Below are 21,946 nucleotides of genomic sequence, written 5' to 3' on the forward strand. Positions count from 1 at the left end.
AGTAACGTTCTGGGGTGTTTAGGTAGATTTTAGAGCTTTTAGTAGTTTTTCCGCTGCTAAGAAAGGCGATGATTTGCCGTTGATAACCTCCTTTTTTAATTGTGGTAATAGCTCTTTCGTTTTCGGGTGCCGATAAAATTCTGATAGCAATTCTTGTTCTACATATTGAATGAGCCAATTTTCATTTTGTTGTTGCCTATGGCTATCAAAATAACCGGTCGCCTTCATGTTTTTACAATAAGAATCGATCAACTCCCAGATATCAGTAAGTCCTTTGTTTTCTAATGCAGAACAGGTTAAAACTTCTGGTGACCAACCATTTTCTTTAGGAGGGAACATATGTAGCGCTCTGGTAAATTCCATTTTGGCAAAATTGGCACGCCGCACATTATCTCCATCGGCTTTAGTTATAGCAATAGCATCTGCCATTTCAATAATACCTCTTTTAATACCTTGTAGCTCATCACCGGCACCGGCCAACTTCAATAATAAAAAGAAATCTACCATGTCATGCACTGCTGTTTCGCTTTGCCCAACGCCAATAGTTTCTATTAAAATACTATCAAAACCGGCGGCTTCGAGTATAACAATGCTTTCCCTTGTTTTTCTGGTTACACCACCTAAAGAAGTACCAGATGACGATGGTCTAATATATGCGTTAGGGTTTTTTACCAATTCTTGCATTCTCGTTTTATCGCCCAGAATACTACCTTTTGTTCTTCTACTTGAAGGGTCTACGGTTAAAACGGCTACTTTTTTTCCCAAATCGGTAAGCAGATTTCCAAACTGTTCTATAAAAGTACTTTTTCCGGCACCTGGTACTCCCGTAATGCCAATTCTGATCGCATCATTTTTTCTTGAAATACAAGCGGCAATAATATCATTGGCGATTAGGCGGTGCTCGGGCTTTGTACTTTCTATAAGGGTAATAGCTTTACTTACTATTGCAACGTTATTTGAATAGATGCCCTCAATAATTTCTGATGTAGTAAGATTAGCTAAATTCATGGTAATTACTTAAACCTGTAGTAGTGATACAAAGATACTATTTATAGTTGCTAGCCCTTAATTAGCCCTATCATGCTATAGTTAGTCTTTAGACGCAATATCAAATTTAAAGATAGAAATATTGTTGTACAGGTCGCCCGGTCTTAAAACACTCTTTGGAAAATCTGGTTGATTAGGTGCATCAGGGTAATTTTGGGTCTCAAAACATATTCCGGGGAAATCATCGGGAGTATAGACGACCAATGCAGGTTGATTGGTATACACCTTCATTGTAATACCCGAAGTTTTAGAATGTAGTTCTGCCACCTTTTCATTACCTATATCTTTCACATAAATAGCGTCAAACCTTTGTAAACCTATTTTTTTAGGCAAAAGAAAGTCATACTCAGTTTTACGAACCGGCATAATATTTCCGGTGGGCAATAAATTTTCTTGAGTTTCTAATCTATAGGGACAGTTTAGCTGTAACTCATAATCATCTATATAGGGGTTCTTATCTAACTTAAAATAAGAATGGTTGGTAAGGTTGATTACCGTACTTCGGTCTGTCATTGCCTCATAAATTACCTGTAATGCGTTACCCATTAGTTTATAGGTGACACTTACGGTTAAATTGCCTGGGTAACCTTCTTCTAAATGTTTGCTATTGTATGTAAGTTTAATGAATGGTTTATCGCTATTGTCAACTTCGTCTATTGTCCAATATTTTTGATGAAAACCTTCTTTTCCTCCATGTAAATGAACACCATCTTCTTGATAGAGGTCATATCTAGCTCGGTCTATTACAAAACCACCATTTGAAATTCTGCCGGCATATCGCCCAACACTGGCGCCTAGTACATTGTCATCTAAGCGATATCTGCTTGGGTGATTGTAGCCAACAACTACGTTTGTATAATTACCGTCTTCTCCTTTAACAAGTAATTTTTGAATGGTTGCGCCATAATCTAAAACCATTAGGGTTAAATAGGCATTGGAAATTGTAACTTGTTTCAAAGGAAATTTTTAATAGTGTAGTGTAAAAATAAAAATTTTTGCAACATTCTATTTTTTATATCGTCCTTAATACAACAACAACCAAAAACCAATCTAATTAACCGATGTTTCAAAGCAATGTCGTAGAGAAATGTAAGGCAAACGACCGCACTGCCCAGTTACAATTATATAGAAAATATTGTGACGGTATGTTTGTGGTAGCAAACCGCTTTGTAAAAAATGCAGACGATGCGGAAGATGTTTTACAGGAATCTTTTATTAAGGCATTTCAAAAAATTCATCAATATAAAGGAGATGTCACTTTTGGAGCTTGGTTAAAGAGAATAGTGGTAAATAAGAGTATAGATTTTTTAAAATCTAAAAAAGATAAAATATCTATTGATGAGCATGACATGCAGGTTGTTGCAGAAGATGATAATTGGAACGTGCCTTCTGTAATTAGTATTGATGAGGTAAGGTTGGCCATAGATCAATTACAAGAAAAATATAAATATGTGGTACTTATGTTTTTGGTAGAAGGATATGATCACCAAGAAATTGCAGAAGTTTTAAATATTTCATCATCTGCCTGTAGAACAAGATTGTCTCGTGGCAAAGGCCAATTAAAAGAATTGTTAAAAGAAAAGAATTATGGAACAGGATCTTAGGGAAATGTTCAGGAAAGATAGAGAGCAGCAAAAGCATGCCATTAAACCAGGTCATGAAGAGCGCTTTTTAAATAAACTTGAAGAAGCCTTACCGGTAAATATAAAATATAATTGGGGTTGGTTAAAGATTGCAGCATCAGTAGCAATAATTGCAAGTATAGGCTTAGGTGTGGTATACTTTAATGGAGAAAACAGTCAGAATAGCACCACTGTGGTTGATAACACCATCACTGAAGAACAAAAAAATGAATTTACGTTCGGTGATCTGTCGCCAGATCTTAAAAAAGTAGAGAATTTCTATGTAGCGAACATTAATATGGAATTGGCTAAACTAGAGGTTTCGCCAGATACGAAAGGGTTAATAGATAGTTTTATGGAGCAGCTAAATAACTTGAACCTAGAATATAAAACTTTAAATAAAGAACTAAAAGAATTAGGTCCAAATGATCAAACTATTACCGCACTTATAGAAAATTTACAATTACGATTACAATTATTACAGAAATTAAAAAGAAAGTTAAACGAATTAAAATTATCAAAAAATGAACAGATCAATGACACTAGTATCTAAGCAACTCATCATTGCATTAGGTCTTTTAACTTCAGCTGGCGTTTTTTCGCAAGCGGAAAGTAAAACTTTTCAAGAACGATTTATTGTAGCAGATGATGCTGTGGTAAATATCAATACCAGCTATGCTGATATTGAGTTTGAAACTTGGGATAAGGATGAGGTGGCCATTACGGCCACCATTTCCCTAGAAGGTGCTACCAAAGAAGAGGCAAAGGAGTATTTTGAAAATAGTCCCATCGAAATCTTAGGCAATAGCAAGGAGATTAAAATTTCTTCGAAGTCTAAAAACAATGATTTTTTTGAAAGATTTGATTCGAATACCTTCTTTAATGATAACGAAATGCACATTGAGGTACCCGAAATAGCATCGTTCGTAGTTAGTGTACCTCAGATTGCACCTTTTCCAGAGATGCCGCCCTTACCACAAACCGAAGCCTTTATATTCGACTATGAAGCATACCAAGAAGATGGTGAAAAATACATGAAGAAATGGCAAAAGAACTTTGAGAAAAGCTTTGATAAAAAACATCAAAAAAGATTGGAAGAGTGGGCTGAGCGTATGGAAGAGAAAGGTGAGGTAATCGAAAAAAGAATGGAGGAGTACAATGAAAGACGAGAGGAATTGATGGAAAAGAGAGAGGAAGCCATGCAAGAAAGACAAGAAAAAATGGAGGAGAGGCGAGAAAAAATGCACGAGGAAAGAGAGGAACGTAGAATGTTGATCAATTCTGGAGAAGGCTCTCCGAATATTTTCTATTATTCATCCGAAGGGAAACAAAAGAATTTTAAGATCAAAAAAACCATTAAGATCAGTTTACCAAAGTCTACCAGAATAAAAATGGATGTAAGACATGGTGAGGTTAAATTGGCAGAGAATACCAAAAACTTGAATGCGAACCTTTCGCATTCAAGCCTTTGGGCAGTAACTATTGATGGCGAAGAAACCATAGTTTCGGCAGCCTATACACCGGTGAACGTTCAAAAATGGAATTATGGGCAATTAAGCACATCTTATTCTGAAGAAATATCTTTGGCTGAGGTGGTGCAACTACAATTGCAAGCAACTTCATCAGACGTTACCATAGATAAGTTGTTTAAAAACGCTTTTGTAAAAAATAATTTTGGTGCGGTACACATTCTTGAAATGGGAAGCGATTTTGAAGAGCTGGATATTAGTGTTAAAAACGGAGAGTTGAATGTGAATTTACCAAAAGTAGCAAGCAATATTTATGTGAAGGGAAATTCATCATCTTTGAAATTGCCGCCCAATTTAAAAGTTATGGAAACCAAAAACGGTAGTACCTTTATACATAAAGGGTATCATTTAAACGGTAACAGTAACCGATCTGTAATAATAACATCAGATTATAGTGAAGTGGTATTGCAATAGTTATTTCAGTAATTCCAATGTCCCAAATACATTGGCATCTATCCAACCTGCATTTTTATTCTCTCCGGGTACAAAGACAGACCCAATTAGATTTTCTCTTTCTTTACTCTTATCATTATCGGCATAGGCAATTGCAAAACCGATTCTTTTGCCCTCGCTCAATACAACCGGCTTTACCGTAGGCTTATCGTTAAAAATACTTGGGTATACTTTTACGTGCATTTCCCAATACGTTGTGTTGCCTTCAGTTTGATGTTTAGAGATGATATGTTCATTATACAATGTCGGTTTTTCATTTACACCCAAGTCAACTACATTACCATCTAGGGCAACGTGATAGGTGAATGCATTATGGTTAAATCTATGTTGACCACCAGAATTGTCTTCATCAACATATACGATTACACAATCGTCGTTCCACCAAAGTTTTAAAGGGTCTTCTGTTTGTTCAAAAAGGGTGTCGTCAACAATTTCAAGCAGTATATAAAGACCATCTTCATTCCAAGCCATTTTATATTTACCGTTATAGTCCTCATGATCAAATGGTCCTCCTATCCAATTTTGGTCTATAGGCTGCCATTCTAACAGGTTCCAGTAATTTTCAATAGGTCTGCCATCAAGTGTTGGTGTCTCTTTTATGTATGAAACGGGAGTTATGTGGGTATTCTTTTTGCTTTTAGTATTAGTACACGAAGTAACGCATACTACAAGTAAAAAATAAATAGTCCATTTCATAATACTAGTTTGGAATCTATAATTTAAACACACTATTTACTTAAATATTGTAAGATTTATAGTACTTCGGTATTTAAAACAAGATATGGTAAAAATAAAGGGTGATGGTAATTTTAATGTTAACTAATACATTATTAGTGACTTATTGGAGGATATGAATAAAAAAGCGCCCCATAGGGGCGCTGGTCTTTAGCAGTAAATTACTAAATTTCTTAATGAGCATTCTTTTTCAAATATTCGCCAAAGTTTGCTTTAAATCTATTTAACCGTGGCACTGAAACATTTCTTATATAAGAATTGTTAGGGTTATTTTTTTCATAATCTTGATGATACGATTCTGCTTCATAAAATACCGTATATGGCGTTACCTCTGTAGTAATAGGGTCTGCGTCATAAACTTTATTATCTTTTAAAGCTTGAATATAATTTTCAATAATTTTCTTCTCTTCATCATTTTTGTAAAAAGCAATAGAGCGATATTGTCTACCGCGGTCTGGCCCCTGTCTATTCAATTGAGTTGGATCATGAGAACCAAAGAATACTTGTACCAATTCGGTAAACGAAATAACCTTGGGGTCGTAATATACCTCTACAGCTTCGGCATGGTCTGTTTTTCCATATCCAACTTCTTCGTAAGTAGGGTTCTTTTGTTTTCCGCCTGCGTAACCTGAAATAACTTCTTTTACACCTTTAACACTTTCAAAAATTGCTTCAACACACCAAAAACAACCACTGGCAAAATATGCTGTTTCATATTTGCTTAATTGTTGCCGACTCAACTTTACTTCCTCATACACTTCTTCTTGCTCCGCCTCTATAGCCGAGTTGGTTTCAGAAACTGTATTTTTTTTGTTCTTTGATTGGCAACTAGTAGCAACTAAGCTGGCAGTGACCAATAAAGCAATTTGTAATAATTTCATATTTCTTTTTCTTTTTGCAATTTGTAGGATAATTTACAAAGTACTTACGAGGAAAACGGTTAAAATATGTTAAGGAGATACTAAGATGATATATTTTTGAAAAATGAACGAATTGGAACGGTTGCTTTTATCATATTCTGAACAACCCATTTGTATATTGGATTCTACTATATCAATCGATAAATATATTCCTCTAGATTTATCTAAAGATAATAAGGAATTGGTTGATGTAGATATTACAAATCATATAACTTGTCAATCCTACATAGATAAAGTATTACAAAAGGAGAATGGCAAAATAGCTTATGGTGGTTATTTGGAGGAACGAAACCTGTATTCAGATAAAGTAGGTTTTACCCCGTTGAACAAGCCTAAAAGAAATATTCATTTGGGAACGGATTTTTGGTGCAAAGCGGGGACTAAGGTTATTGTTCCTTTAGATGGTAAAGTGCATAGTTTTAATAACAATAGTAGTATTGGAGATTATGGACCAACAATAGTATTGGAACATTCTATTAATAATATTACTTTTTATACTCTCTATGGCCATTTAACGCTAGATGCAATATCAGGTCTTGTTAAGGGAAAGTCGTTTTCCGCAGGAGATACCTTGGCGAAATTGGGAACGCCTGATATTAACGTAAACTATGCACCACATCTTCATTTTCAAATGATAAAGGATTTAGAGGGTAATGAAGGTGATTATCCTGGGGTCTGTGCAAAGGAAGATTTACCATTCTATAAAACCAATTGTCCGGATCCTAATCTTCTTTTAAAGATAACACAAGTGGTTAAATTTCGATAGGGTCTGTACAAGCAACATTTTTATAAAATTTGTAGTCCACCTATTAGAGTAATTTAATTTTTTGTAGGAAAATACCTATTAACTCGATGAAATGCACAATTTAGGGGTTTAGCGGGAGTAAATTTTGTAGGAAAACGGACTACAAAAATTGGTAATACATCGAAAAAGTATCTTTTCATCGTGAAAATGATACCGCTTATCGATTCGAAAATACGTTAACTTAAGGGTAGGGGGTTATCTATAAACCAAATTTACCTACTTTATTATGCGTACAATTATTTTTTTATTCCTTGTTATCTGTTTGGGAACCCAGTCCCAAGCACAAGAGAAGTCACCAGACACAAAAGTGCAGACCATTGTTATGCCCATGGCAGATGTAACAATTAAGTCTGACGTAAACGCTCAGGGTTTTCAAACAGCTGCAAGGTTTTTTAAAGTGAAGAATGCCAGAGTAAAACAAGCATTACTTTTTAAGCCAAGGGTAAGAACATTATTTTTTGCCTAGTTCAATTCTTCAACTAAGTCCTTTTCAGTTACCTCTGTTCCCCTTACAGGTAACACAATAGTCTTTAAAATTTCCCAAACATTATTTGTAACTATACGTTGCCCTTCGGCAGTTGGGTGAATACCATCTTCTAGATTTAGTTCTGGTATGCCCGCAACTCCCTCTAGTAAAAAAGGGATTAAATATGTATTGTTTGATTGTGCCAATGCAGGATACATGGCTTTAAATTGAGATGCATAGTCAGCGCCCATATTTGGTGGTATCTGCATACCTGCCAATATAATCTTGGTATCAGGATTTTTATCTTTCACCATATCGATCATTTCCTGTAAATTATTCATGGTTTCGGAAATAGGAATGCCGCGCAAGCCATCATTGGCCCCCAATTCCAAAACAAAAATATCAACAGGCTGGTTCAATACCCAATCTAATCTATTTAATCCGCCAGATGTAGTTTCACCACTTAATCCTGAGTTAATCACCTTGTAATCTAAACCTAATGAATCAATGCGTTGTTGAATTCTGTTTGGAAATCCTTCTTTTACATCTAAACCATATGCTGCGGTAAGACTGTTGCCATAAAACAATATGACCTTATCATCAGTAGAAATATCTTCCTTATTAACAGCGTTTTCTACCTCTGTTGGTGTTTCCGTTTGTTTTTTCTCGGTTTTCTCTCCGCATCCAATGAACAACAGCGCTATCAAAAAATAACGAAACTTTAATACTTTCAACATAGTCTTAACTTATTAGATTCCAAATCATTTGTTTATTTTGTTGTCTTGTACCAAAATGATTTATGACAAAGATATTAAACGTACGTAATCTAAAGAAAACGTATACGAGCGGATCAAAGAATTTGACGGTAATCGATGATATTTCTTTTTCAATTGAAGAAGGAGATACTTTTGCAATTGTGGGTCCGTCGGGAAGTGGTAAAACAACCTTATTAGGACTCTGTGCCGGTTTGGATGAGATAAATGAAGGAACCATTGAACTTTGCGGGGAAGATTTAAGTGCCTTGAACGAAGATCAACGTGCACTTTTAAGAAATGAGAAAGTAGGATTCATTTTTCAAGATTTTCAACTACTGCTTACGCTGACCGCTTTAGAGAATGTAAGTGTTCCTTTAGAATTGCAAGGGGCGCCCAATGCTACAAAAGTTGCAATGGAACTTTTAAATAAAGTTGGTTTGGGTGACCGTCATGATCATTACCCATCACAATTATCGGGCGGTGAACAACAGCGTGTTGCTTTGGCAAGAGCTTTTTCGAATAAACCTTCTATTTTGTTTGCAGATGAACCTACAGGTAATTTAGACGAGGAAACCGGTGAAAAGGTGATTAAACTTTTGTTCGACCTTAATAAGGAGATGGGCACTACCTTGGTCATTGTTACTCACGACCTAGAATTGGCGAACTTAAATAAGCACGTATTACGACTTAAAGGTGGTAAAATAGTAATCAACGAAACTACAGCACTATCTTGAGCGAAATACAAAGAACATCAAAAGCAGGTTTTAATTGGTTGTTAAAAATGGCATGGCGAGATGGCAAAGCTAGTGGTAAACGGTTGCTTTTGTTCATGGCGTCTATTATTTTGGGTATTGCCGCAGTAGTATCCATTCAATCTTTTAGCGATAACCTTAAGGATAATATCGGTTTACAGTCCAAGGCATTAATGGGAGCCGATTTTTTAATAGATAGCAATCAGCCGGCAAATGAAAGGGTGTCCGAAATAATGGATTCTTTGGGTGGTTACGATGCACGTGAAGTAAATTTTGCTTCTATGGCAGCATTTCCTAAAAGCCTTTCTACAAAATTGGTTCAAGTACGTGCCATTGAAGGCAATTTTCCCTTTTACGGTGAGCTGGAGACCGAACCTGCCAGTGCGGCAATAGCGTACCAAGAAAAAGGAGGAGCACTAGTAGATGCTACCGCAATGCTACAATACAATTTAAAACCAGGTGATAGTGTAAAGTTGGGAAATACCACTTTTCCTATTATCGGTTCGTTGATCACTGCTCCTGGTAGTACGGGTATTGGAGCAACCGCAGCACCGCCAATTGTAGTGCCGTTTCGCTTTATGGAAGGTAGTGGATTGTTAGATCGTGGTAGTCGATTAGGATACAATTATTACTTCAATAATGACAAAGCGGATCTAGAAGTTTTGAGTAAGGATGTTGATCCTCTATTAGATGCGGAAAATGCGGATATGGATACCCATACAGATACTAGTGAGCGCTTAGGGCGTAGGTATGAAATTGTGGGTAGGTTCTTGAATTTAGTGGCTTTTATAGCGCTTTTATTGGGTTGCGTTGGTATCGCCAGCTCTGTGCATATTTATATTAAGGAAAAATTGAAAGCAGTAGCCGTTCTAAAATGTTTGGGAGCTACCCGCAAGCAAACATTCTACATTTATCTTATTCAAATTGCAGGAATGGGATTCTTGGGCGGACTCATAGGAACCGTTATCGGATTGGTGTTACAACAGACCTTTCCAATTATTTTGCAAGAGTTCTTACCTTTTCAAGTTGAGATAACAACTTCTTTTCAAGCAATATTTGTGGGCTTGATTTTAGGGGTTTGCATGTCCGTTCTGTTTGCTTTGTCCCCATTGGTGAATACATGGTTTGTATCGCCGCTGCAAGTTTTAAGGGTACAGGAAAATACAGGTAAAAAAGCAAGACCTTTGCAAATTTGGGTAGTTGTTGCCATTGTAGTTTTTGTTTTGTTGTTTGCTTATTATTTGTTGGGAAGATGGACGTTCGCGTTTAGTTTCGTTGCAGGTATATTGGTGACATTCTCAATTTTAGCAGGGGTCTCCATTGGTTTTATGAGATTGATAAAACGTAATTTTCCTAAGTCATGGAGTTTTGCAGCTCGTCAAAGTCTTTTAAATTTATACAGACCTAACAACCAAACCGTAGTATTGATATTGGCCATCGGTATCGGTACGTTTTTAATCAGCACATTATATTTTACCAAAGACTTTCTTCTCGCTAAAACTTCGTTTGAGGCAAGTGCCGATAGTCCTAATTTGATACTCTTCGATGTACAGACGGCACAAAGAGATGCTGTAGCAAATACAATCACCCCAAAAGGATTGCCGGTAATAGATAATATACCTATCGTTACCATGCGTTTGGAACGCATTAAGGATCGCAATGTCAATGATATTCGTTTAGACACCACTACACGCATCAATAAATGGATATTGAATCATGAATTTAGAACTACGTATAGAGATTCAATGATAGCATCTGAAAAATTGTTGGAAGGGGAGTGGATACCGTCCGTTTCTTCAAACTCGGAAGTTATACCCATTTCACTGTCAGATAATGTGGCTAACGATGCATTGGTGACTTTGGGCGATACTTTACTCTTTAATGTACAGGGTAAATTGATGACTACGGTTGTTGGTAATATTCGCCAAGTAGATTGGGCTCGTATGCAATTAAATTTTTCAATTGTATTTCCAAATGGGGTTTTAGAGAAAGCTCCCCAGTTTCACGTCGTAACCACGAACGCACCTGATAAAAAATCCTCTGCGGATTTACAACGAGAATTGGTGAAGAAATTCCCCAACGTTTCTATAATCGATTTAAGACAGGTAGTTACCTTGGTCGAAAATATTTTAGATAAAATATCTTGGGTAATCACCTTTATGGCATTCTTTAGTATTCTCACAGGTATAATTGTGCTAATCGGTTCTGTTCGTAATAGCAAATACCAGCGCATTCGAGAAAGTGTCTTGTTAAGAACTATTGGAGCACAGAGTAAACAGATTTTAAAAATAAACGCTTTAGAGTATTTGTTTTTAGGTGTTTTAGGAAGTGGTGTGGGAGTTTTACTGTCTTTGGTCAGTAGTTTTTTATTGGCTTACTTTATTTTCGATACTCCATTTATTCCTTCATGGGTGCCTTTTTTGGTGGTTTTGCCGGGTATTACATTACTAGTCTTGACTATTGGATTAATGAATAGCAGGGGAGTATTAAATAGTCCGCCTTTACAGGTATTGCGAAAAGAAGGATGATATTTATTTCAATTGCAATTTTGAAGCTCACTTCCCTATTGTTGTGAAGTGGGCTTTCCAATATATGTATACAAAATGTAATCTGTATTTGGATCTAAGAATCTATATAGCTGTTCTCTTATTGTTGGTAGTTGAAAATCAGCTTCATTATAAACATCTAAAAATAATTTTGCATGGTCTGAACGAGATAAATTCTTTTTTTCGGCATAGATCTGCGAAGCTTTATTATTGAATACTACACTTTTTATTTCTGCATTTTTCTTGAAAAAAATCATTGGTGCGGCTTTCATTATATTGAGGTGATCATAATTCACTTGTTTAGAAAGTTGTCTCAAAGTATCTCCAATTGCATAATCACTAAAAATTTCGAAGGTGCTATCTTTACTTATTGCTGATAAAACTTGAACATATTGTTTATAGGTACCCGTTTTTATTACTCCTTTAGAAATAAGTTCCTGCTGAAAATCGTCCAATAGTCTCCCTAGTTCTTTGTAATATTTAGGATATTGATGTGCAATCTCTTTATTTATGGCTTCCTCATGAGTAATGGAAGATTCTTGAGATGCCAAAGGAGTAATGAATAATAGAATGATTATTAGTAAAATAAGACTAGCGGACTTCATAAAATATAATTACTTGTTTTTTAAAAAATAGTATTCATTATACTGTGTTGTTTTTTATAACTTTAAATACGATTCAATTATAAAGAAATCAATTGGTTATGGAAAACTTCGGTATCTCTTTTTCAATTGTGTTATTGTCATGGCAAACACTTTTTTTAGTGGTACTTTTAGTATGGACCTATTGTTTGATAGATATTATACGTCATAAGTTCAGAAATGATGGAAAAATTACTTGGTTTCTAATTGTCTTTTTTCTACCAATTTTAGGTTCAGCACTTTATCTGTCAACAGGAAAAACAAGACGTGTCATCTTAAATTGATTTCGATTTTCTATTTCATTTTTCGGTAATTTAGATTTTTAATTATTCTTCTTTAAAATATTTTATCTAGAAATGAGTAAGCGGCATACCTATTTAACTACAGTAGAATGGACAGGGAATAACGGTTCAGGTACTTCTAACTATCGGGATTTTGAAAGGAGTCATGTGGTATCTGTAACGAACAAACCCGATATCTTATGTTCATCTGATCCTGCTTTTCGGGGAGATGCTAACAAGTATAATCCAGAAGAGATGTTGGTATCTTCATTATCTTCTTGCCATATGCTATGGTATTTACATTTATGCTCAGAGGCAAAGGTAGTTGTGGTCGCATATGTTGATAACGCTACAGGTGTAATGGAAGAAACTTCTAGCGGTAGTGGTCATTTTAGAGAAGTAAGGTTAAACCCAGTGGTAACCGTAAAAGATGCTTCTATGGTTGAAAGGGCACAAACCTTACATGAAAAGGCTAATGATTATTGTTTCATTGCCAATTCTGTAAATTTTGAAGTCAAGCATCAAGCTACTTGTAAAGTGTTGGGTCAATAAGTTGTTTCCTACTTGAATATGATTTTAGAATGATTTTTTTTGAACTTTTAATAGGTTCCGTCCCATATTAAATACGATAAGTTCTTCACTATACATGATTTGTCAACTAATCAGCCTAGCTTTGCACCTGAAATACAAAAGTGAATGTTATGCCATTGTTTACCGATTTAAAAATATCTAGAAACTTAGAAAAAGCACTTGAGGATTTAGGTTTTGAAAATACTACCCCTATTCAGGAAAAGGCTTTTCCTATTGTTATGAGTGGTAGCGATGTGGTTGGTATTGCACAAACAGGTACAGGTAAAACATTCGCATATTTACTTCCTATTTTAAATACCTTAAAGTTTTCAAAGGAAATTCATCCAAAAGTTATTGTTTTAGTGCCCACTCGTGAGTTGGTAGTGCAAGTTGTGGAAGAAGCAGAAAAGTTGGCCAAGTATTCAGGTACAAGGGTTTTAGGTGTATTTGGAGGAAAAAGTATGCTGAAACAAAAAGAGGCCTTGGCATCGGGCACAGATGTGCTGGTAGCCACGCCTGCACGTTTATATGATTTGATATTAACAAAAGCTGTTCAACTAAAACAAGTTAAGAAACTTGTTATTGATGAGGTCGATGTTATGTTAGATCTAGGCTTTAGGTTTCAGTTGATAAATATATTTGAGTTATTACCCCAGAGAAGACAGAATATAATGTTCTCTGCCACCATGACAGATGATATTGAAATGTTCATTACCGATTTTTTCACCGGTGTTCAAAAGATAGCTGTTGCGGTAAGTGGTACACCATTGGAGAATATTGCACAATTTGCCTATGCTACACCTAATTTTTATACCAAAGTGAATCTTGTAGTGAAGTTATTGCAAGATGAAGCGGTGTATAATAAAGTCTTGGTCTTTGTTTCTAGTAAACGAAGTGCTGACCTACTGTTCAAAGAGTTATCTGAATTTTTTAGTGAAGAGATATGCATTATACACTCCAATAAAACACAAAACTACAGATTACGTTCTATAAATCAATTCGATGAGGGCAAGAACCGTATTCTTGTAACTACAGATGTTATGGCACGTGGGTTGGACTTGCAAGAGATATCGCATGTTATAAACTTTGACACACCTACTTATCCTGAAAATTACATGCACCGAATTGGAAGAACGGGCAGGGCAGAGAAAGAAGGTACATCGATCTTGCTTTTTACACCAAAAGAGGAAGATGCAAAAAATGCTATTGAAGACTTAATGTCATACAAGGTAAACTTATTACCATTGCCAGAAGATGTGGAAATTGCCACACAACTTACTTTCGACGAGCAGCCAAAGCATAGAGAGCGTGAAAACCCGTTAAATATTAATGAAGAGGAACGTGGTGAAAGTTTTCATGAGAAATCTGAAAAGAACAGGAAAGAAAATCAAGGAGGGTCGTATAAGCGTATCATTAAAAATAAATACTCTAAACCAAAGACGCGTGGAGATAAAAACTACGGTAAACGCGGAAGAAACAAAAAATAATTTGATGCTTTTCCTATCGCATTCTTGATTGTTTTTGCACATTTTGTAAAACAGAATATCGATGAAATGCACACCGTTTCGATATGCTGTATTTAGGGCAAAAACCGTTCGTCGACACTTTATGTCTATTCATCATAAATATCTACACTAGCCGAAAATTATAGCAGTTTAGCGAGGTGAACGGGCATGTTTACTAAGCTGAGGGTACTTTTATATTGTTCAATAATACGATATGAAAGCATTTTTCACCCTACTAGTTTTAATTTTTGCCGGAGCAATTGCGTTGGCCCAAACACCCCAAACAGATGATAAAGTTCACACTACTGAAATGGGTATTGTTATGGTTGATAGCCTTAATGATTTTAAGCCTAAGAAAAAGATTGATATCACTGAAGAAACATCTGTAGCCCGTTTATACAGATACAAGAACGCAAGGGTTAACAAAGAATTGGCATTTATTACCAACAAGAGTTATGGTAAATTGGCATAATCTTTGCCATATATTAAAAGGTGCAACGAAGCACCTTATAAATTTAAAATTATGATGTTACTTACACTTTTAGTACCGGCTTTGATAATAGTAGTAGCGGTTGCAGTTTCTTCAAATGACAAGAAAAAATTACGTCCAATAAAAGTACCTGTGAACAAACGTAAGTTTTAATTTTTTACACCGGGCTGCTTAATGGTATAATTACTTTTTGCTTTTGCCTCATCTACTTGTCGTTTAACGTCTGCCAGTAAAGCTTTGGAATCGTAAATGATACCATCTTTAACGGTATATTTAACCCCACCAACACGAACCACCTCATTGTCTTCGGTAAGCTTTATCGCTCCCGTACCGTATAATACTTTGAAATTTTGAAGAGGATTTTCTTCAACGATTACAAAATCTGCCAGTTTGCCAATGCTAACTGTGCCAATTTGGTCATCCATACCTAGGGCTTCGGCTCCGTTTAAGGTTGCCGATTGTATAATTTCCAATGGGTGAAAACCCGCTTCGCGTAATAATTCCATTTCCCTTATATATGCAAAACCATATAGTTGAAATATAAAACCAGAATCTGAACCTGTAGTTACTCTACCGCCTCTGTTTTTATATTCGTTGACAAAGGTCATCCAAAGTTTGTAATTGTGTTTCCAGGCAACTTCTTGCTCTGTACCCCAATCGTGCCAGTATGATCCATGTGAGACCTTGCTTGGTTGATAAAACTCCCATAAAGAAGGTAAGGTATAGTCCTCATGCCATTCTGCTCTTCTGGCACGTTGTAAATCTCTACTTGCTTCATAGATATTAAACGTAGGGTCTAAGGTGAAATCCAGTTCAAGTAATTCGTTCATCACATTATTCCAATGTTCAGAATAGGGTTTTGCTGCTTGCGCCCATAATTTTCCGGCGTTCTCAAAGCGGTCTTGTTCGTTTTGGTAATTGTAATCCAGCGGAAAATCTTGCACTGTACGATCATCAAAAAGAGCTTCAGGCAAACCGTACCAATGCTCCATAGATGTTAGTCCTGCCCTTGCTGAATGTAATACATTCCATCGGGCTACGCTCATTTGTGCATGGTGGCAGGCGGAACCTAATCCTAATTTTTTATTCTCGTCTAATGCAGCTGCCATAATCTCTGGTTCGGCACCGAAGAATTTAATACCGTCTGCACCTTTTTTTGCATTTGCACGTACCCACTCTCGAGCTTGCTCTGGGGTTGAAATGGGAACATCGTTTAAAGGGTTAAAAGATGCACTAGTTTGTCCAAATGCCGTATATGATATTATACGCGGGGCAATAATTTCGTTTTTCTCGCTTTTACGTTTTAGGTCTAGGGTGTAGTCAATACCTCTACCGGCAACTTCACGGGCAGTAGTTACGCCATGTGCCATCCATAGTTTAAAAACATAGTCTGGGTCTGCATCCTGCGCATCACCTCCAATATGCGTATGCATATCTATAAACCCGGGCATTAGGTACATACCGGTACAGTCTAACTCTTTACCGCCGGGTTTTAATTGTGGTCTTTTTGAATCGTTGATAGCAACTCCGGGGTAACCCACAACCTTTATATCTTTAATGATGTTATTTTCTACAACAATATCAATAGGACCTTGTGGTGGAGCTCCATTTCCGTTTATGAGCATTACACCTCTAATGATCATTTGATTGTGCGGACCATCACCTTCAAGTGATTGGGCGTTAACAGAGAATAAAACGGATAAGAGCATTGCTGCAACAAGCAGTTCTTTGCGAAACATAAGGTGGTAGTTTGAGTTAGTTACTTTAAATATAAAGAAAGCAACAGAAAGAACGGTCAACGCAACTCAACTTTACCAATAAATAACGGATTTGATATTTATGACCTATTCTAATTAAGCAACGGGAGATAATTGCTGCTTTATTTCATGGAATTTGATAATATAATTAGTTCCTTTTTTAGTCATGTCTCTGGTAATGGTTCCTTTTAACTGACGTGTTAGGTTGTGAATTAGTTTTAACCCTAACGATTTTGTTGTTTTGTAGTTCACCGTCTCTGGGAAACCAACACCATTATCACCAATTTCTAAAATATAGCAATTTTTCTGTTCGGTATCTTCTTGTAGTTTAATACTGATGATACCTTCTTTATCACCTTCAATACCATATTTTAAAGCATTGGTCAAAGCTTCATTGATTAAAAGACCTAAAGGTATGGCGGTATCTATACCTAACTTAATATCTGGAATGTCTATTTTAAAATCTACATGGTTATCATTGCCTTTTATGGATCTTATAAGGTATTCTCCTAGTTCTTGTACATAAGATTTGTATTCAATATGGCTAATGTCATTACGCATATATAACATTTCATGAACCATGGCCATGGCGATAACCCTGTTTTGTGTACCCTTTAAAAGTCCTTTCATAGGGCCGTTATCTATATTTCTGGATTGTAAGCTTAGTAGACTGGAAACCGTTTGTAAATTATTCTTTACCCTATGGTGTACTTCTTTTAATAGGTTTTCTTTTTCATGGACCTGTAAATACAACGCTTTTTTAGAACTATACATAGCGTTATAGGTCTTTAATAAAGTTTTGCCCAAAGTGTTACCTAATATAAAAACAGAAAATAAAACGGATACCAAGCTAAATATTGGTCTTGATGCTTCCGGTACGTAATTTTCCGTAATACGTAATTCTGGAATTGTTTGTGTGAAAATTAAAAGAATCAGTAATATGATAATATTAAGGTAAATTCTTCCATAACGTGTACTGTAGATAAATCCGCCAAAGGCAATTAATGGAATCATAAATATGAACGGACTATTAATACCGCCACTATAAAAGGTAATTACTACTGCGGCAATAAGCCCAATAATAGAAGAGAAATTGAATGTGGGTAAAATAATTTTATGAACCCTAAAATATAAAAGATTGATAAGATTCAATGCAGCAAAGGCAAGAAATACAAAAGGGATTACTTGGGTAATATTTAAAAAGAAATAGCACAATGCTCCAAATAATAAGGAGATAATGCTTGTGGTATAATTTACCCTTAAAAATAGTTTGGTTTTATCCTGTAGACGTTCTTTGTCAATGGTAAATCCGGGCATAGATATTATTTATGTACTAGAAAACATACGAATTACGTAATGTAAATCTAATTATGTTTTTATCATTATACTAGTAATTTCTGCTTTAGTATAGTTAAAACGACGAATATTTTTCTGAATTACATATTTTTTTTGTCTAAATAATGGTTAAAAATATGAAATAAACTGTTAATGGTTCATTTCACTTCTAATTCGAAAAAATCTAAAGTAAAACTGAATTCTTTATATGTAGTTTATTTTAAGTAAGTTAAACTGTAAAATAAAAAAGGCATCCAAATCTGGATGCCTTTTTGAAATTATAATTCTTAACTCGTTTAGTCTTGAGTTAAAACCCACGACCCATTTTGTAAAAGTGGCTCGGCTTGTTTAAATTTTACCGTTTTACTTTCTCCACTCATTACATTTTTAATGGTAACTCGCTCGTTTCTTCCAATTTTTGGTTGTTCCCTTGTAATTGTTTCAGTAACGGCAGGACGCTGAGTTTGGTTTTGACTAACTGCTCTACTACGTGCCGCTAACTCATCGCTATTAGGAATTTCTTCTTTCGTAGTCTGTAGATTTTCCTTTTTTCTGATGTTTCTTTCTTCTTGAATGGCACTTGCATTTTCAGAAGGTAATTCTCCTTTAAAAAGGAAAGAAACCACTTCTTTGTTTACCTTTTCGATCATTGATTTAAAAAGTTCGAATGCTTCGAACTTATAAATCAATAAAGGATCTTTTTGTTCGTGAACGGCCAATTGAACAGATTGTTTCAATTCATCCATCTTACGAAGATGTGTTTTCCAAGAATCATCGATAATCGCCAATGAAATATTCTTTTCAAAATCGGTGATCAACTGCTTACCGTTACTATCGTATGCTTCTTGAAGGTTGGTAACAACATTCAAACTTTTGATACCATCGGTAAAAGGTACTACAATACGCTCAAAATTATTGGCATTGTCTTCATGCACTTTTTTAATAACTGGGAAAGCTGCAGCTGCATTGCGCTCCATTTTATCATTGTAATGCTCGTAAGCCGCCTTGTATATTTTTCCGGTAATTTCTTGTGCAGATAATTTATTGAATTCCGTTTCCTCTACCGGAGCCGTCATTGAAAAATACTTGATCAATTCAAACTCTAAGTTTTTATAGTCATTGGCTGCCTTGTTGCTTTCAACAATTACTTCACAGGTATCATATACCATGTTGGCGATATCCAATTTTAAACGCTCACCTTGTAAGGCATGGCGTCTTCTTTTATACACAACTTCACGTTGTGCGTTCATAACATCATCATATTCTAACAGACGCTTACGTACACCAAAGTTGTTTTCTTCTACTTTTTTCTGTGCGCGTTCTATAGATTTGGTCATCATGCTATGCTGAATTACTTCACCATCTTCCAAGCCCATCTTGTCCATCATTTTAGCAACCCTATCAGAACCAAATAAACGCATTAGGTTATCTTCCAAAGAAACATAAAACTGTGAACTTCCCGGATCTCCTTGACGACCGGAACGACCACGTAACTGTCTGTCAACTCGACGAGAGTCATGTCTTTCTGTACCGATAATTGCCAAACCGCCTGCTTTTTTGACTTCGTCGGACAATTTAATATCGGTACCACGACCAGCCATGTTCGTTGCAATGGTTACTACACCAGCATTACCTGCCTCTGCAACAACATCTGCTTCTTTTTTATGCAGTTTTGCGTTCAATACATTGTGAGGTACTTTACGTACGCTCAATAGTTTTGATAATAATTCTGATATTTCAACCGAAGTTGTACCGATCAATACCGGTCTTCCCGCTTTACTGATTTTGGTTACCTCTTCAATAATAGCGTTGTATTTTTCCCTTTTGGTCTTATAGATAAGGTCATTTTTATCTTCCCTTGCTATTGGTCTGTTGGTTGGAATTTCCATAACATCCAACTTATAGATTTCCCAGAATTCACCAGCTTCTGTAACAGCAGTACCCGTCATACCAGATAATTTGCTGTACATTCTAAAGTAGTTCTGTAAGGTAACCGTTGCAAAAGTTTGTGTCAATGCTTCGATTTTTACATTCTCTTTTGCTTCAATAGCTTGGTGCAATCCGTCAGAGTATCTACGGCCATCCATAATACGACCGGTTTGCTCATCTACGATCATCACCTTATTGTCCATAACCACATACTCCGTATCTTTTTCAAATAGGGTATAAGCCTTTAATAATTGGCTCATGGTATGTATACGTTCACTCTTTACGGTAAAATCTTTAAAAAGCTCTTCTTTTAACTCGGCCTCTTTTTCTATTTCTAGATTTTGATTTTCGATTTTCGCGATTTCTGCACCTATATCGGGCATTACAAAGAAGTCCTTATCTTGCTCACCAGAAATGTAGTTAACACCTTTGTCCGTTAATTCTATCTGGTTGTTCTTTTCGTCTATTACAAAAAGTAAGTCTTCATCAACAACAGGCATTTCCCTGTTATTATCTTGCATGTAGAAATTCTCTGTTTTTTGAAGTAGTTGTTTTACTCCTTCTTCACTTAAGAATTTTATTAAAGCTTTATTTTTTGGGAGACCACGATATACTCTAAGTAATAAGAAACCACCTTCTTTAGTGTCACCTTCGGCAATCAACTTTTTAGCCTCTGCCAATACACCGGTTAAGTGTTGACGTTGTTTTCTTACAATCTCGTCAACCTTAGGTTTAAGTTCATTGAATTCATGGCGATCACCTTCTGGTACCGGACCAGATATGATCAATGGTGTACGTGCATCATCGACCAAAACAGAATCGACCTCATCGACAATGGCATAATTATGTGGGCGTTGAACCAAATCTTTTGGTGTGTGCGCCATGTTGTCCCTAAGATAATCGAAACCAAATTCGTTATTGGTACCATAGGTAATATCTGCATTATAGGCTGCTCGTCTACCATCAGAATTAGGTCTGTGGTAATCTATACAATCTACAGATAGTCCGTGAAATTGAAAAATAGGAGCCATCCAAGCACTATCCCTTTTTGCTAAATAATCGTTTACGGTTACCAAATGTGCACCGTTTCCGCTTAAAGCATTTAAGTATAGGGGCAATGTAGCTACAAGGGTTTTACCTTCACCTGTTTGCATCTCTGCAATTTTTCCTTGGTGCATGGCAATACCACCAATTAATTGTACATCATAATGTACCATGTCCCAAGTAACTTCTTTACCGGCAGCATCCCATGAATTTTTCCAAATGGCATCTGTACCGTCAAGGGTTACATAGTCTTTTGAGCCTGACAACGTTCTGTCATATTCAGAAGCAGTTACCTTTATTGTCTCATTATTGGCAAAACGTTTTGCGGTTTCTTTAACCACGGCAAAAGCTTCGGGTAATATATTATTAAGGGTTTCTTCAGAAATAGTGTAAGCTTCTGCTTTTAACTTATCTATTTCTGTATAGATATCTTCGTTCTTGTCAATATCGGTCGAGTTTTTTACCTCTTCCTCTAAAGTGCTAATTTGATCTGTCTTTTCTTTGATAGCATCTTGTATAGCTCTTTTAAACTCTATGGTTTTTTGCCTTAGTTCATCGTGGCTAAGCTGTTCAAGCTGCGATTCAAATGATTTTATTTTATCTACTAAAGGCTGCAATTCCTTTACGTCTTTCTGTGATTTGTCACCAACAAAAGCCTTTAGGATGGAATTAATGAAACTCATATTTTTTATACTATTAGAATTGAAACTTTCTACACTGTTATATGGTAAGAATAAATTTCAAAATATTTTAGAGCCGATAAA

Annotated in this window: 20 protein-coding genes; 11 read left to right on the forward strand and 9 right to left on the reverse strand. The window is 35.8% G+C overall.

Annotated elements, in window-relative coordinates:
- Positions 1-18 precede the first annotated feature (18 nt).
- Positions 19-1,008 (reverse strand): methylmalonyl Co-A mutase-associated GTPase MeaB, encoded by a 990-nt coding sequence (gene meaB / locus DCS95_RS10890; protein WP_116770797.1) that lies wholly within the window; start codon positions 1,006-1,008, stop codon positions 19-21.
- An 81-nt stretch (positions 1,009-1,089) separates the two neighbouring features.
- Positions 1,090-2,004 carry an aldose epimerase family protein gene (locus DCS95_RS10895; protein WP_116770798.1) on the reverse strand — a complete coding sequence of 305 codons (915 nt, stop codon included), beginning with the start codon at positions 2,002-2,004 and terminating at the stop codon, positions 1,090-1,092.
- A gap of 104 nt (positions 2,005-2,108) precedes the next feature.
- Here DCS95_RS10895 and DCS95_RS10900 point away from each other — a divergent pair, with 104 nt between their 5' ends.
- From DCS95_RS10900 to DCS95_RS10910, 3 genes are read left to right on the forward strand one after another with little or no spacing between them, the layout of a single operon-like run.
- A complete protein-coding gene (locus tag DCS95_RS10900) occupies positions 2,109-2,651 on the forward strand; it encodes an RNA polymerase sigma factor (protein ID WP_116770799.1) in 543 nt (180 codons plus the stop codon).
- Positions 2,635-3,222 (forward strand): RNA-dependent RNA polymerase family protein, encoded by a 588-nt coding sequence (locus DCS95_RS10905; protein ID WP_116770800.1) that lies wholly within the window; start codon positions 2,635-2,637, stop codon positions 3,220-3,222. The genes DCS95_RS10900 and DCS95_RS10905 overlap by 17 nt, the downstream gene beginning before the upstream one ends.
- On the forward strand, positions 3,194-4,612 hold the full coding sequence (locus DCS95_RS10910) for a caldesmon family protein (RefSeq protein ID WP_164674168.1): 1,419 nt from the start codon (positions 3,194-3,196) through the stop codon (positions 4,610-4,612). Before DCS95_RS10905 ends, DCS95_RS10910 begins: the two co-directional genes overlap by 29 nt.
- Here the strand turns inward: DCS95_RS10910 and DCS95_RS10915 are convergent, their stop codons facing one another.
- Positions 4,613-5,347, reverse strand: a complete 735-nt coding sequence (locus DCS95_RS10915; RefSeq protein WP_116770802.1) for a sugar-binding protein — start codon at positions 5,345-5,347, stop codon at positions 4,613-4,615.
- A gap of 212 nt (positions 5,348-5,559) precedes the next feature.
- Positions 5,560-6,267, reverse strand: coding sequence for a peptide-methionine (S)-S-oxide reductase MsrA (gene msrA / locus DCS95_RS10920; protein ID WP_116770803.1), 708 nt, complete (start codon positions 6,265-6,267; stop codon positions 5,560-5,562).
- A 103-nt stretch (positions 6,268-6,370) separates the two neighbouring features.
- On the opposite strand from msrA, the gene DCS95_RS10925 reads away from it, so the two are divergent.
- Positions 6,371-7,072: a peptidoglycan DD-metalloendopeptidase family protein gene (locus DCS95_RS10925; protein WP_116770804.1), complete on the forward strand. Its 702-nt coding sequence runs from the start codon at positions 6,371-6,373 to the stop codon at positions 7,070-7,072.
- A 265-nt stretch (positions 7,073-7,337) separates the two neighbouring features.
- Positions 7,338-7,577, forward strand: coding sequence for a hypothetical protein (locus tag DCS95_RS10930; RefSeq protein WP_116770805.1), 240 nt, complete (start codon positions 7,338-7,340; stop codon positions 7,575-7,577).
- Here DCS95_RS10930 and DCS95_RS10935 read toward each other — a convergent pair.
- The gene (locus DCS95_RS10935; RefSeq protein WP_116770806.1) at positions 7,574-8,314 is read right to left on the reverse strand and encodes an arylesterase; all 741 of its coding nucleotides are present in this window, start codon (positions 8,312-8,314) and stop codon (positions 7,574-7,576) included. The genes DCS95_RS10930 and DCS95_RS10935 overlap by 4 nt on opposite strands.
- Before the next feature lie 62 nt (positions 8,315-8,376).
- Between DCS95_RS10935 and DCS95_RS10940 the strand changes: the two genes are divergently transcribed.
- The gene (locus DCS95_RS10940) at positions 8,377-9,066 is read left to right on the forward strand and encodes an ABC transporter ATP-binding protein (RefSeq protein ID WP_116770807.1); all 690 of its coding nucleotides are present in this window, start codon (positions 8,377-8,379) and stop codon (positions 9,064-9,066) included.
- Between the two features lie 47 nt (positions 9,067-9,113).
- Positions 9,114-11,612, forward strand: a complete 2,499-nt coding sequence (locus DCS95_RS10945; RefSeq protein WP_116770946.1) for an ABC transporter permease — start codon at positions 9,114-9,116, stop codon at positions 11,610-11,612.
- A gap of 35 nt (positions 11,613-11,647) precedes the next feature.
- On the opposite strand, the gene DCS95_RS10950 is transcribed toward DCS95_RS10945, so the two are convergent.
- Positions 11,648-12,235 (reverse strand): hypothetical protein, encoded by a 588-nt coding sequence (locus DCS95_RS10950; protein WP_116770808.1) that lies wholly within the window; start codon positions 12,233-12,235, stop codon positions 11,648-11,650.
- 98 nt (positions 12,236-12,333) lie between these two features.
- Here DCS95_RS10950 and DCS95_RS10955 point away from each other — a divergent pair, with 98 nt between their 5' ends.
- The 4 genes from DCS95_RS10955 to DCS95_RS10970 all read left to right on the forward strand — a co-directional run bounded on the left by DCS95_RS10955 (position 12,334) and on the right by DCS95_RS10970 (position 15,099).
- A complete protein-coding gene (locus DCS95_RS10955; protein WP_116770809.1) occupies positions 12,334-12,555 on the forward strand; it encodes a PLDc N-terminal domain-containing protein in 222 nt (73 codons plus the stop codon).
- Between the two features lie 72 nt (positions 12,556-12,627).
- On the forward strand, positions 12,628-13,104 hold the full coding sequence (locus tag DCS95_RS10960) for an OsmC family protein (RefSeq protein WP_116770810.1): 477 nt from the start codon (positions 12,628-12,630) through the stop codon (positions 13,102-13,104).
- A 149-nt stretch (positions 13,105-13,253) separates the two neighbouring features.
- Entirely contained in the window at positions 13,254-14,609 is a 1,356-nt protein-coding gene (locus DCS95_RS10965; RefSeq protein WP_116770811.1) for a DEAD/DEAH box helicase, read from the forward strand.
- A 232-nt stretch (positions 14,610-14,841) separates the two neighbouring features.
- Positions 14,842-15,099: a hypothetical protein gene (locus tag DCS95_RS10970; RefSeq protein WP_116770812.1), complete on the forward strand. Its 258-nt coding sequence runs from the start codon at positions 14,842-14,844 to the stop codon at positions 15,097-15,099.
- 167 nt (positions 15,100-15,266) lie between these two features.
- On the opposite strand, the gene DCS95_RS10975 is transcribed toward DCS95_RS10970, so the two are convergent.
- The 3 genes from DCS95_RS10975 to secA all read right to left on the reverse strand — a co-directional run bounded on the left by DCS95_RS10975 (position 15,267) and on the right by secA (position 21,865).
- Positions 15,267-16,826: an amidohydrolase family protein gene (locus DCS95_RS10975; protein WP_244178446.1), complete on the reverse strand. Its 1,560-nt coding sequence runs from the start codon at positions 16,824-16,826 to the stop codon at positions 15,267-15,269.
- 144 nt (positions 16,827-16,970) lie between these two features.
- Positions 16,971-18,191 (reverse strand): sensor histidine kinase, encoded by a 1,221-nt coding sequence (locus DCS95_RS10980; RefSeq protein ID WP_116770814.1) that lies wholly within the window; start codon positions 18,189-18,191, stop codon positions 16,971-16,973.
- Between the two features lie 314 nt (positions 18,192-18,505).
- The gene (gene secA / locus DCS95_RS10985) at positions 18,506-21,865 is read right to left on the reverse strand and encodes a preprotein translocase subunit SecA (protein WP_116770815.1); all 3,360 of its coding nucleotides are present in this window, start codon (positions 21,863-21,865) and stop codon (positions 18,506-18,508) included.
- Positions 21,866-21,946 lie beyond the last annotated feature (81 nt).

The organism is Maribacter litoralis (assembly GCF_003075045.1).
In the GTDB taxonomy this organism is placed as follows: domain Bacteria; phylum Bacteroidota; class Bacteroidia; order Flavobacteriales; family Flavobacteriaceae; genus Maribacter; species Maribacter litoralis.